Genomic DNA, 13,348 nt, shown 5'->3' with positions numbered 1-13,348 from the left:
TAAAAGATGTTTTAATCTCAAATTATAGCATTTTTCACTATTTCTTTAAAGCCGCTCTTTTATCTAGTGCGAATAAATATAAAGCCCCTATGATCCCAGAAATCAAAGATCCGAGTAAAATCGCAATTTTTGCCACTTCCATAGCGTCCTCATGCTCGATCGTAAAAGCCAGATTAGAAATAAACATAGACATGGTAAAGCCAATCCCTGCTAAAAGCCCAGCCCCTAAAATATGCCACCAGCTGATGCCTTTAGGGCGCGCGGTGATTTTAAGCTTTTCGCTTATGAAAGTGATTAGGAAAATCCCTAAAGGCTTGCCCAAACAAAGCCCTAAAATAACCCCTAAAAGCACCTTATCCACTTCTAAATTGATGCTAGAATCAACGCTCACCCCAGCGTTTGCAAACGCGAATAAGGGCATGATGAAATACCCGCTAATGGGGGCTAAAAAATGCTCCAATCTTTCTAAGGGGCTTTGTAAAGCGCTCGCTTTTTCTTCAATGGAATGCAAGATTTCTTGCTGCTCTTTGGTTAAAAGCGCTCCTGAACTCGTCTCTGCGTATCGTTTGCCTAATTCCAAAAGCTCTACATTTTTAGAATCTTTAGGGATTTTCACCGGTATTATAAAAGCTAGAACCACCGCAGCGATCGTCGCATGGATACCGCTTTGATGCACGCAAAACCAAAGCAACACCCCTAAAAGCAAGTAAGGGATGAGCGATCGGACATTCAGGCGGTTCAATACGGCTAAAACAAGAACCACCCCTAAAGCCCCTAAAAGCCATGCGAATTTTAAATTCGTGGTATAAAAGAGTGCGATCACCACAATAGCCCCCAAGTCATCAGCCACCGCTAGAGTGATTAAAAAAACCTTTAAGGCGGTTGGCACCCTCTTGCCTAAAAGCATGATCACGCCTAAAGCGAACGCAATATCCGTCGCCATAGGGATCCCAAAACCATGCTGAGAAGGCGTGTTGGCGTTAAGAAAAAAATAAATCAATCCTGGAGCTATCATGCCCCCTATGGCTGCGATCACAGGGAAAGAAGCTTTTTTGAAACTGGATAATTCCCCAAACAACAATTCTCGCTTGATCTCTAAGCCTATCATTAAAAAGAATAACGCCATTAAGACATCATCAATCCAGTTATGCAAACTAAAGCCGATAAAAAAATCCCCTACTTGAAACCCAAAAGGGGTGTGCCATAGCGCAAAATAACTTTCTTTTAAAAACGAATTAGCCACCACCATCGCTAAAACGGCGTTCAAAAAGAGGAAAATCCCCCCAAAAGACTCGCTTTTAATGAAGTTCTTAAGCGTCAAACTGAGCGCGTTTTCTGTTTTTTTGAGATTCATAGACAACCTTAAAATTTTTATTTTCAAACCCATAATTTTTCAAGCAGTCTTTTATGAGCGTAAATGATGCCCGCTTGTATCTTAAAATGGGGGGCTTGAGTTTTCAAAAACTCAGCGTAATGAGACACTTGCGCTTTATGGCTTTGCTGGTAATTTTGAGAGCTTTTGTAATCTAAAACATACAAATTTTGCCCCCTATCCCACAACAAAACATCTATCCTAGACACAACCCCTTGGAATAAAAAAGCCGCTTCACCCCTTAAGGTATAATTTTTAAAAAGAGCTTGTATCTCTGTATCGTTTTCAAAAAGCTCTAAACTCTCTTCTAACGCTTGGTGATCCAAACCATAAAAACCATGATGGTAGTTTAAATATTCTAAAACGCTTTGTTTAGGAATGTTGTAAGCGTATTGGTATTCTAATCCCTTGTGCAAAGCGATACCGAAATTAATCGCTTCTTGGTCGTTATTCTTTTCATAATCGCTATCTGGCTCTTCTTCTATCTCTTGGACTTGCTCGCCATAGGCATGGGGCTTGATGACAACGCTTGTAATTAAAGGCTCTTTTTGAGGAGAAACAACCGGCATAATTTCTCCCTCTTCTAAAGGCGTAAGATCCAATTGTTCGCGCATTGTTTTGTTTTTGCTTTCTTTTTTGCTTTCTTTTTTGTCTTTGGCCACGACAATCAGCCCTAACTCAGCCCTAGTGAATGCGACATAATACACATTGGTTTCTTCGTGATCTTTGGCCGCTTCTTCTTTGTCTAAAGCCCTAGCGTAATCTTTATCCACCACCTCACGATTTTTCATCCTGTAATAAAGGCGTGCAAGCTCTGCGCCGTTATATTCTTCAAGGAGTTGATTGGCATGGCTTGAATTAGGATTGCCCAAGCGTTCGCACACGATCACATAAGGGAATTGCATGCCTTTAGATCCATGAATGGTCATGATCTGCGCGCCTTTTGGATTGAAAGAAGCGATCTCTTTAGCCTCTAATTTTTCTAAAAATTCATTGGCGTCTTCGCACCCAATGGCCAATTCCAAACAGCTTTGCGCAGGCTCTTCATAAAGTTTAAACTGCTCCATAATTTTCCACACAAAGCTTGCCACGCTCTCTTTTTTAGGGTTAAAACCAGGTAAAGCGATCGCATCATCATGCAAGTATCCGGCGAGTTTTAAAACGCTGTGCTTATAAAAGGGCTTGTAAGGTTCTTCTGCTAAAGCGTATTCTAAAGCGTTCTTAATGATCTTAGATTCTACCAATTGAGACAATCTCGCGCTAGATTCCGTGCTTGGGCAAATTACGCTCAAACGCTCTTGCAAATAATTTTTGATTTCTAAAGCGTCCTTATTGGTGGCGCATAAAATGGTAATGTCTTTAGGATCAATACGATGATCTAAAAGGTTTTTAGCTTCTTGTAAGATTTGTTCTAATAACAATTCTTTTTCATCAGCCACTAAAGAAACTTTAACATAGCCGTCTGTAGCATGTTTATTTTGAGAAGTTTTAGGGTATTTTTGCTCCAAATAAGCGGTGGGGGAATTTTGATAAGCTTTTTTAAAAGTGGTGTTCACGTAATTAATGATTAAAGGCGCACTGCGGTGGTTGAATTCCAAATTATCGTGGTAAAAATCCTTAGAAACGCTTTCAAATAAGGAGCTAAAACTCCCCCTAAAGGCATAAATGCTCTGCTTGACATCGCCCACAAAAAACACGCTCCTGTGCCATTTCGCTTGCCCTATCCCGGCTTTAATCTCATCAATAAAAGGGGCTAAAATCTTATAATCGTTCAAGCTCGTGTCTTGAAATTCATCAACCAAAATGTGCGCGATCTTGCTGTCCAACCTGAAATAAAAAAACTCCGCCGGCATTTCTTCATAACCATTCAATAAGACATGAACCTTATCTTTAATCGCATCAAAATCTAGGGCTTGGATTTTAGAAGTGGCTTTATCATAAAGCTGGATGAATTTAGGGAATTTTTTAAATATTGCGGTTTCTTTGGCTTCATAATAGCGTTTTAAATCGTTTTCAATCTCTTCGCACTCCCTCTCTAAAGTGGGGATTTCACTTTTGAGTTTTTTGAAATAGCGATATTCGCTCTTTTTTTCAAGCCAGGTTAAAGAGCTGTTTAAAAATCCCCTAAAACTATCGCATTTAATGGCTTTTTTAGCCTCATTTGATGCTGTTTCTATGCTTTGAATTTGGTTGTTTAAGCTCCTTAGTTTTTCTAAAAAACCCTTTTCATCAAATGCGGGCTCTTTCTTATTAGGATCAAATAAATAGAGCTTGTTTTTTAAAAAACGCAGCCGCTCTAAAATAGAATCGCTTGTGTAACTCTCATAACTTAAGCATTGGACGATAAAAGCGCTCAATTCTTCAAGCTGTTCGCTGTTTAAAGCGCTCAAAAAACCCTCATTAAGGCATGTTTGATACGCTTCTGTGTCTTCATTGACTTCAAAATTCGCGCTCAACCCCACAAACCAGCAAAATTTCCTTAAAATGCTTTGGAAAAACGCATCAATGGTGCTGATCCTAATTTCAGCGTTTAAAAAGCGTTGGTAGATTTTTTGAGCGCTATTTCGCACCAAGCTAGGGTCTAAATGGTATTTTTCTTCTAATTCTTTCAGGATATTTTGGGATTTTTCTTTTTCGCTCTCAAGGTTTTCTTTTTGCAAAATTTTTAAATAGTCTAAAATGCGCTCTTTCATTTCGGCGGTGGCTTTTTTAGTGAAAGTGAGCGTTAAAATCTCGCTAGGATTAGCCCCCTTAAACAATAGGGCCAAAAACCGCACGCTCAAAGCGAAAGTCTTCCCGCTCCCTGCTGAAGCCTTTAAAGCCATGCATTGTCTTTTTGTATCCATGATAGCTATCCTAAAATTCTGTTTTGTCTTTATTATAACCTAAAAGCCTTTTTTACTTAAGCTAAAAAACCTTAATCTTTTGCTATAATCATAGGGTTTTGTCATTTTCTCTATGATTTATAGGGATTAAAGGGCAAAGACAGCGTCAAATTCACACATGCTAATCCTTGTATTTAGGTGTTCTTAAGAAATTTAAGAATCAAATGAGCATGGAGGAAGAGAACCAAAATAACTTTAAGGAGAATTCTCATGGTAACCATGAAAGATTTATTAGAATGCGGTGTGCATTTTGGACACCAAACAAGGCGTTGGAATCCTAAAACCAAAAAATTCATTTTTGGCGTTAGGAAAAATATCCATATTATTGATTTGCAAAAAACCTTGCGCTATTTTAGATACACTTATAATATCGTGCGCGATGCGAGTGCTCAAGGCAAGAGCATCATGTTTGTAGGCACTAAGAAACAAGCCAATGAGACTTTGAAAGAATTTGCTGAAAGCATTCAAGTCCCTTATGTCAATTACCGCTGGCTTGGTGGCATGCTGACTAATTTTAGCACCATTAGAAAGTCGGTTAGGAAATTAGAAATCATTGAAGAAATGGAAAATAGCGGTCAAATTGATCTATTGACTAAAAAAGAAAAGCTCATGATTTTAAGGAAAAAAGAAAAGCTGGATAAGTATCTTGGTGGGGTGCGCCACATGAAAAAAATCCCTGATATGATTTTTGTGATTGATGTGGCTAAAGAAAAAATCGCTGTCGCTGAAGCGAGGAAACTCCATATCCCTATCGTGGCTCCCTTAGACACCAACTGCGACCCTGATTTAGTGGATTACCCCATTCCTGGAAATGACGATGCGATCCGCTCTATTAGGCTATTTTGTAAAGAAATGAGCGAAGCGATTTTAGAGGGGCGAGAACTCATGCAAGAAGAAATCGTCCATGCGGATGAAAATAGTGAAGAGATAGAGTTCGTGAGCAATGAAGAAAAAGAAGAAATGCTCGCTGAAATCCAAAAAGAAATCACTCAAGGAGTCGAATAATGTCAGGAATTAGCGCTCAATTAGTCAAAAAATTAAGGGATTTAACCGATGCGGGCATGATGGATTGCAAAAAAGCCCTTGTGGAAGTGGCTGGGGATTTGCAAAAGGCCATTGATTTCTTGCGCGAAAAAGGCTTGAGTAAAGCCGCTAAAAAAGCCGATAGGATCGCTGCTGAGGGCGTGGTCGCTTTAGAAGTAGCGCCTGATTTTAAAAGCGCAATGATGGTAGAAATCAATAGCGAAACGGATTTTGTGGCTAAAAATGAGGGCTTTAAGGAATTGGTTAAAAAAACTTTAGAAACGATCAAAGCCCACAACATTCATACCACAGAAGAACTGCTTAAAAGCCCGTTAGACAACAAGCCTTTTGAAGAATATTTGCACTCTCAAATCGCTGTGATCGGTGAAAACATTTTAGTGAGGAAAATCGCTCATTTAAAAGCCCCTAGCTCTCATATTGTCAATGGTTATGCGCATTCTAACGCCAGAGTGGGCGTGTTAATCGCCATAGAATACAATAATGAGAAAAACGCTCCAAAAGTGGTTGAACTGGCTCGAAACATCGCTATGCATGCCGCAGCGATGAAACCTCAAGTGCTAGATTGCAAAGACTTTAGCCTTGATTTTGTCAAAAAAGAAACCTTAGCCTTGATCGCTGAAATTGAAAAAGACAACGAAGAGGCTAAACGCTTGGGCAAACCTTTGAAAAACATCCCCACTTTTGGGAGCCGCATTGAATTGAGCGATGAAGTTTTAGCCCATCAAAAAAAGGCTTTTGAAGACGAATTGAAAGAGCAGGGTAAGCCTGAAAAAATCTGGGATAAAATCGTTCCAGGAAAAATGGAAAGATTCATCGCTGATAACACCCTTATTGATCAACGCCTAACCCTTTTAGGGCAATTCTATGTCATGGACGATAAAAAAACTATCGCTCAAGTCATCGCTGATTGTTCCAAAGAATGGAATGATGATTTAAAAATCACTGAGTATGTGCGTTTTGAATTGGGCGAAGGCATTGAGAAAAAAACAGAGAATTTCGCTGAAGAAGTGGCTTTGCAAATGAAGTGAGATTTTAGGAAACGACCTTTAAAGGTTGTTTTCTTTTAACTTTTTAACTTTCTTTATTTAATCTTGTTTTTAGCTAAATTCTAAACGCTATAGTTTATTCCAACAGCCCCTAAGACCCCAAAATTTAAGTGCTCTTAAGCTAAGTCTAATATAGTTAAAAGATTTAAAGGGAACTTAAAATTGTATCAGTAGGGATTTGAGAATTTGAAAAAATATTATAGGTAATGAAATCATTGGTATCTGTGTATTGCGGTTTGAATGAAGGTGATTTAAACAAACTCCAAGAGACTATCAAGCCTTTCAAACATTTTTCCACCTTAAAATACTAATACATTAGCACCGCCCTTGATTCTTTGCCCACTATATCACAGATAGCGCATGGGTTAATCGCTATTCTAGAATAACTCTAGTCAAATACCTTCTCCCTAGTTTATTCCCCCAATATGACAAAATGATTTTATCTGATGCGAATACGGCCTAAAGTGAGATGAGAGCGAAGCGAACCGGCTAAACACCCCCTACCCGTTTCATCAATGCCTAGAGTCATTTACATAATTCTCAATATTTTCTTTAAAATCTTTGAAAATAAATTTAATGTTCAAAATTTTAATTTTTTCTTGAATGTTTTGTCCCAAATGATCATCGCTTGATATTAAAATGCATTTCGCATTAGCTCCACCAAAAATTTGAGCGTTAGTAGATAAATTGGCTAAAACCCCTTTATCTTTTAATCCCCCACTCTTGCACTCTATAATATAGAGATTTTTACCATCGCTAAAAGCCATGTCAAGCTCAGCGTAAATAGGACGCTCATTTCTTTGAGTATCAGTCATGCTTTCAACGCTCAAACGCATATTCAAGCGTAGATCATAAATCACTTGTTTATCTAGCAAATCTAGTAATTCAAAATAAATATATTCTTCAAACCAACCCCCTATAATGTATTTTCTAAAATCATCTTCATTTTCTGAATATTTAAGCTTCATTTCCTTTCCGTCTATATTCACGCAAACTTGATGGTCTTTGTAAAGCAATTTAAGGTTATTGCCGCAGATTTTTATCGTTTTGTCTTTAGAATAACTATTATTAATTCTTTGATAGAGTGGAATAATTCTTGAACGATGCTCATACAATAGATTGCTTAAAGCCGCATGCTTACCAAAAGCAATATCGTTTTTATTAGGGATTGGGATTTCCCAAATTTGTTTGGTAAATTCCACCCATTCCTCTTGAGTCAATTGGCTTTGTTCTTTTTGCTCTTCTGTGGGTTGTTTGGGTTTGCCGTCTTTGACAAACACGCCGATAAATTCTATAGTATTTTGCGCATAAAAATTTCTAGGATAAGGGTAGCTCCCAAACATCAATCTTTTAGTAGGATTGGCGCGTTTCCAAATATAGACATCCAGCAAGAACATTTTAGGCTTGTTTTCTAGCGTGTTGTTTAAATCATGCAAAATGGAGCGCTGAATATCAGCATGCAAATCAAAGATATGGCGGTTATAGTGCGTGTTTAAAACCTTTTTAAGCATGGGCATTAAAGGCGCATTAATGCATAGCTTACCATTGGGTTTTAGCGCTCTGTAGCACTCAAGCCAAACTTTTAAAAGACCTAAAAGATAATCTTCATATTTTTCTAACGCCCCCAAATCTTCAACATGTTGGGCTGAATGCTGTAAGTCTTGTGTGCCATTTTTCGTGTAATCTTTGATGTTGAAATAAGGCGGGCTTGTGATGATCAAATCCACGCTATTATCTGGCACTTCATTCATGTTGGCGCTGCTATGATAAAACACTTTATTGATATTCAATCTTATTTTTACCTTTTATTCAACTTCAATGGGTTTCACAGAGATAATTTTACAATGAAATAAGGGTATTTTAAAAAATGAGTCAGTCAAGGCAATCTAAATTTTCAATAAGCCAAACTCCCTAACGCTCTCGCTTAAAAGGTAATCGTCTTCTAGTAAAAAAATCTTTTTTTACATGGGGGTATTGTAGCACTTAATTAAAGGGCTTTGTTATAATACTTCCTAATGTTTTTTAAGGAGCGTGATGATGAAAACGAACGAAGCGCAATTTTATGAAGTTTTAGAAAACCTTTTCATAGGCGTTAAGATTGAAGACCAGCCAGAAAACCTTTTAAATCCTAACGCTAAAGCGGTGAAAAATGGCATGATCAACCTCATGAAGGCTAAAAGCCAGTATTACCACCATAAAAAACAAGAATTAAAAAAACTCATTGATTCAAAATGCCAAGACAACAACGATCTCAAAGAAGAATTGTTTGACAAACTCTATAGCTTTTTCAAGCGTTATTTCAGCGCTAATGGAGGGATTTATTTCAACGACACGCCCCTTTACGATAATCTTTATACCAAAAGCGATTATGAAAAATGCTCCCTTAAAAAAGACACCGCCTTATTTTATAAAACTAAAGATCTTTATTACGTGAAAAGCGAAACGATTTATAAGGATTTTTGCTTTGAATTAGAGGGTATTCTTTTTAATTTTGACGCTTCTTCACTAGAAAGCAAAAAGTATAATGAAAAAGTGGATTTAGTCTTTGATTTAAAAAGTATAGTAAAAGATATAGACACAAAAACTAACACCCTGAATTTCAGCGTTACACTCAGCAGCAAGGGGACTCAAACAAAAACGAATGAAATCCTAAAAGAATGCTCCAATCAAGGCGTCAAACTTGATGAAGAAGTGTTAAAAAAAGCGTTTGTGAAATTCAAAAAGCAAGGCAGTATGGATTATTTTATTCATAAAAACGCGCAAGGGTTTTTAAAAGAGCAGTTGGATTTGTATCTGTTTGAATACCTTTTTAAAGAAATGACTGCATTTGATTTAAAACGCCTTAATGGAATCAACATTATTAAAGAAGTGGCTTTAGAAGTGATTGCATTAGTGAGCGAGTTTGAAAACGAACTCTGTAAGATTTGGAACAAACCCCGCTTGGTGTTGAACTCGCATTTCATTGTGAGCTTAGACAAACTCAAAGCCAAAAACTACGATTTGAATAAGATCACAAGCCACCCAAACTACCCCAAACAAGTTAAAGAATGGGAAGACTTGAATTTAGAGATCGCAGACAATCTTTTAGAAAACGAGTTTTTGCCCCTAGACACACTCTATTTTAAAGATTTAGAAGAAGAGGTTAAAAGCTTATTCAGCGAAAATGAAATCAACGGCACGCTCATTAAAAGCGAAAACTACCAAGCCCTAAACTCCCTTAAAAACCGCTATAAAGAAGCCATTGATTGCATTTATATTGATCCGCCTTACAACACGCAAAACAATGAATTTGTTTATGCGGATAATTTCAAACGCTCCAGTTGGCTCGCTATGATGGAAAACCGCCTGGAGCTTGCGCATGCCTTATTGAGTGATAAAGGCGTGATGTTTGTGAGCATTGATGATAACGAACAGGCTTATTGCAAAGCGCTCATGGACGAAGTGTTTAATGGGGGGGGGTGATAACTTTGTAGCGAATGTGGTTTGGCAACGCTCCTACTCGCCTATTAATTTAAAAAAACATTTTTCCAACAACCATGACTATATTTTAACTTATGCAAAAAACATTGAAAACTTGCATGATTTTACCCTTGAACGCACAAGCGAGATGAATGCACGCTATAAAAATTTAGATAACGATGAAAGGGGCGTGTGGAAATCCTCCGATTTGTCAGTTGGACCGGCTGTTGAGCGTAATATTTACCCTATTTTTAACCCCTACACCAAGCAAGAAATATACCCTCCGCATGGTCGCTCTTGGGTTTATTCGCAAGAAAAATTACAAGAATTGATCGCTGACAATCGCATATCTTTTCCTACAAGCGGTAATGGTGTGCCACGCTATAAACGCTTTTTGAGTGAAGTCAAGCAAGGCGTAACCCCCATGAGCCTATGGACTTATCAAGAAGTAGGACACACCCAAGACGCCATGCGAGAAATTAAAGAGATTTTTGAAGGGCAAGCCCTTTTTGACACCCCCAAACCCGAAGCCCTACTCCAACGCATTTTAGAGATTTCCACAAAAGAAAACGACCTCGTGTGCGATTTTTTCGCTGGGAGCGGGACGACTTGCGCGGTGGCGCACAAGTTGAAAAGGAAGTATATCGGTGTTGAAATGGGGGAGCATTTTGAGCGCGTGATTTTGCCTCGCCTTAAAAAGGTTATAGGCGGTTTTAAAAGCGGCACGCTTAAAGAATTTAATGGAGGTGGGGTAGTCAAAGTTTATGAATTGGAAAGCTATGAAGAGATTTTAAGAAAAATCAAGTATGAAGACAACGACAAACCCCTAGCTTATGATGAACAATACAGCGATTTAGTGGAGCGCAAAGAACATTCTTACACGCTCAATATAGAAGCGCTAGAAAAAATGGGCGTGGATATTAAAGAGACTTTGGAAAATTTACACGGCGTTGGAGTGGAGTTTTTCAATGAAAAAGTGGTGAAGTTTAAAGGGAATGATAAAGAAGTGGGGATTTTAAAAGCCTTAAAAGAAGCGCTCATTTGGTAAGGAAGAATAATGGCAAAGAAAAAACAAGAAGTAAGGAATAATGAAATTTTTGTCGCTCAAAAACTCACTGAAGAGGAATTGAACGCTAACGAGATTAACGATCCGTTAGAAATGCTGGACTTTAAAAGCTTTGATAGTAATAAAGAGCTTTTAGATTACCAACAGCAAGCTTTGATCAACGCTTTTAGAATGCTTGTCGCTTATTTTAGGGATTTCAAAGAAAATAAAAAAGAATTTTACGCATTTTATCAAAAGCATTATTCATTCGCTAATTGCGATTTCGCTAAAAAGAAACTGAATCATTTGTTAAAGAGCCATTTTAAAGTAGAAAATGGTTGCGTGAAGTTTGAAAATTTTATCAACCGCCTAGCCTTTTACATGGCCACAGGGAGCGGTAAAACGATCGTCATTATCAAACTGGTAGAGCTTTTAAGCGTGGCTATGGCAAAGAGTCTGTTTTATTGAAGAAAAACAATTTAAGCGCTTTTAAGGAATTGAAAGATTTAAACGACAAGGAAAAAGAAATCGCGCTTTTAAAAGCGTTATTGCTTTTAGGCATGCAAAAACGCTATAAAACAGAAGGCTATTTTCATGACCCTTTAATGCTCGTGTTCACGCATTCTGTGAACGTGGAAAACAGCGATGCGGAAATCTTTTTTAAAACTTTAGCGCGCGTGATTGAAAATGACGATGAGAGCGATTTTTTAAAAGCCAAAGAAGATTTATTAGAGGAATTAAAGGAGCCGGAATTCCTTTTTAGCGATGGCAAAGATAAAGATAAAGAATATAAAATTGAGGTCTTTAAAGAAAGTTTAAACGATATAGATTTTAAACGCTTAAAAGAAGAGGTTTTTTATGCCAGTAACGGGTATATTGAAGTGATCATTAACCCTAAAAACAACCAAGAAATCGCTTTCAAGCTCAACACGAGCGATAAAGTCTTTTGCCTGATTAGAATAGGCGATATTACAGAATGGATCCGTGAAAAATTAAAGAGCGTGAAGGTGGTGAGTAAGAATTTGAGCTTTAAAGAAGAGAGCTATTTCAGCCAGATCGATAAGAGCAGTATCAATATTTTAGTGGGGTCTCGCGCTTTTGACACTGGGTGGGATAGCACAAGGCCTAGCGTGATTTTATTTTTAAATATAGGGCTTGATGATGACGCTAAAAAATTGGTGAAACAATCTTTTGGCAGGGGCGTAAGGATTGAAAGCGTCAAAAACCAACGCCAAAGGTTAGCGTATTTAGACATAGATGAAGCCATTAAAGAAAAGTTGAAACCAAACGCTGCAATGCTGGAAACGCTTTTTGTGGTACCCACCAACCATGCAAGCCTTGAAGCGATTTTAAAGTTCCAAAAAGAGAGTGAAAATGGGGGTGAGAATAGAGGCTCTTGGCATGAAATCAAATTAGAAAAAACGCCCATAAAACACGCCTTATTCGTGCCTTGCTACCGAAAAGAACAAACCAACGCTCTTAAAATTTCTCCAAGCGCTTCGTTTAAAATGAGCGAAAAAAATTTTAAGGATTTAAAAGAGTATTTTCATTTAATGAGTGAAAAGCATTTTATTTTAAAGCATGAAATTTATGACCCTAAAGATTATGCGCTGTTAAAAGATTTGATACAAACAGCGCATTTTAAAAAGGTATCAACCTGGCATTATAAAGATTTAGATTACATGATCTCTGAAATTAAAGGCAAGCTATACCCCAATCAAAAAGTGCCTAAAGACGAGTTTAACGCCCTAGATAATGAGAAAATCGTGCATTTTAAAAGGATTCAAGTTAAGGCGAGTAAAAAAGAAGCATTAATGAAAACCATCCAAGAAGTGAAAGAGTATGCGCCTTTGGATAAAGAAACTTTAAGAAAAAAAATCGCGCAAGGCGAGATCGACATTGATAATATAGACAAACACAAACAAGACAAAACGTTCAAAGTTGATGATGCAGAGCTGTTAAAGCTCAAAGAACATTACTACACCCCTTTAATTAAAGCCAAAAACTGCGATTGGCTTAAGCATGTGGTTAAAGTAAAGAGCGAGAGCGATTTTTTAGAAGAGTTGTTAAAGATTACAGAAATGTTGCAAGAAAACTATGATTTTTGGGCGTTCAGCAAGATTGATGAGCATTTAGACCATTTGTTTATCCCTTATATAGACAACGCTACAGAAAGGCGCTTTTTCCCTGATTTTATCTTTTGGCTGCAAAAAGGCAGCACGCAGATCATTTGCTTCATTGATCCTAAAGGGAGCAAACACACTGATTACGAACATAAGGCAGATGCGTATGAACTTTTTAAAGATAAGGTTTTTAACCCTAAAAACGATCCCAATCTCAAAATCAAAGTGGTTTTAAAATTTTATGGGGATAAGGATGATGTGGGGGAGGGTTATAGGGATTTTTGGATTGAAAAAGGGAAACTAGAATATTTTTTTCTGGATTTAAAGGATTGGTCTGATTTCATTGAAAGGGGCTAAAAACGCGTTTGAATAGC

7 protein-coding genes and 1 pseudogene are annotated in these 13,348 nt (G+C 37.6%); 5 read left to right on the top strand and 3 right to left on the bottom strand.

All coding sequences use genetic code 11. From position 1 onward, the window contains the following. Positions 1-37: 37 nt before the first annotated feature. On the bottom strand, positions 38-1,354 hold the full coding sequence (gene nhaA / locus CS889_RS07980; protein WP_089087337.1) for a sodium/proton antiporter NhaA: 1,317 nt from the start codon (positions 1,352-1,354) through the stop codon (positions 38-40). Positions 1,355-1,377: 23 nt separating this feature from the next. Further along, positions 1,378-4,218: a RecB-like helicase gene (locus tag CS889_RS07975; protein WP_089087336.1), complete on the bottom strand. Its 2,841-nt coding sequence runs from the start codon at positions 4,216-4,218 to the stop codon at positions 1,378-1,380. Positions 4,219-4,467: 249 nt separating this feature from the next. Here CS889_RS07975 and rpsB point away from each other — a divergent pair, with 249 nt between their 5' ends. Further along, positions 4,468-5,262: a 30S ribosomal protein S2 gene (rpsB, locus tag CS889_RS07970; protein WP_000258277.1), complete on the top strand. Its 795-nt coding sequence runs from the start codon at positions 4,468-4,470 to the stop codon at positions 5,260-5,262. Then, positions 5,262-6,329: a translation elongation factor Ts gene (gene tsf, locus CS889_RS07965; RefSeq protein ID WP_089087335.1), complete on the top strand. Its 1,068-nt coding sequence runs from the start codon at positions 5,262-5,264 to the stop codon at positions 6,327-6,329. Before rpsB ends, tsf begins: the two co-directional genes overlap by 1 nt. A gap of 530 nt (positions 6,330-6,859) precedes the next feature. On the opposite strand, the gene CS889_RS07955 is transcribed toward tsf, so the two are convergent. Then, positions 6,860-8,137: a DNA methyltransferase gene (locus tag CS889_RS07955; protein ID WP_089087334.1), complete on the bottom strand. Its 1,278-nt coding sequence runs from the start codon at positions 8,135-8,137 to the stop codon at positions 6,860-6,862. A gap of 247 nt (positions 8,138-8,384) precedes the next feature. On the opposite strand from CS889_RS07955, the gene CS889_RS08710 reads away from it, so the two are divergent. The 3 genes and pseudogenes from CS889_RS08710 to CS889_RS07945 all read left to right on the top strand — a co-directional run bounded on the left by CS889_RS08710 (position 8,385) and on the right by CS889_RS07945 (position 13,331). Further along, positions 8,385-9,809: a DNA methyltransferase gene (locus tag CS889_RS08710; RefSeq protein ID WP_331712923.1), complete on the top strand. Its 1,425-nt coding sequence runs from the start codon at positions 8,385-8,387 to the stop codon at positions 9,807-9,809. Then, positions 9,796-10,854, top strand: coding sequence for a site-specific DNA-methyltransferase (locus CS889_RS08705; protein WP_331712920.1), 1,059 nt, complete (start codon positions 9,796-9,798; stop codon positions 10,852-10,854). The genes CS889_RS08710 and CS889_RS08705 overlap by 14 nt, the downstream gene beginning before the upstream one ends. Before the next feature lie 9 nt (positions 10,855-10,863). After that, positions 10,864-13,331 (top strand): annotated as a pseudogene (locus tag CS889_RS07945) (DEAD/DEAH box helicase family protein). Positions 13,332-13,348: the final 17 nt, after the last annotated feature.

This window comes from Helicobacter pylori (assembly GCF_900120335.1).
GTDB classification, from domain to species: domain Bacteria; phylum Campylobacterota; class Campylobacteria; order Campylobacterales; family Helicobacteraceae; genus Helicobacter; species Helicobacter pylori_BU.
Note: the sequence above shows the minus strand (reverse complement) of the source record. Positions and strands in the feature narration are given on the sequence as shown.

Excerpts from the sequence above, each read along its gene's own strand:
- nhaA (WP_089087337.1), bottom strand. The coding sequence starts at position 1,354 with ATGAATCTCAAAAAAACAGAAAACGCGCTCAGTTTGACGCTTAAGAAC.
- CS889_RS07975 (WP_089087336.1), bottom strand. The coding sequence starts at position 4,218 with ATGGATACAAAAAGACAATGCATGGCTTTAAAGGCTTCAGCAGGGAGC.
- rpsB (WP_000258277.1), top strand. The coding sequence starts at position 4,468 with ATGGTAACCATGAAAGATTTATTAGAATGCGGTGTGCATTTTGGACAC.
- tsf (WP_089087335.1), top strand. The coding sequence starts at position 5,262 with ATGTCAGGAATTAGCGCTCAATTAGTCAAAAAATTAAGGGATTTAACC.
- CS889_RS08710 (WP_331712923.1), top strand. The coding sequence starts at position 8,385 with ATGAAAACGAACGAAGCGCAATTTTATGAAGTTTTAGAAAACCTTTTC.
- CS889_RS08705 (WP_331712920.1), top strand. The coding sequence starts at position 9,796 with ATGGGGGGGGGTGATAACTTTGTAGCGAATGTGGTTTGGCAACGCTCC.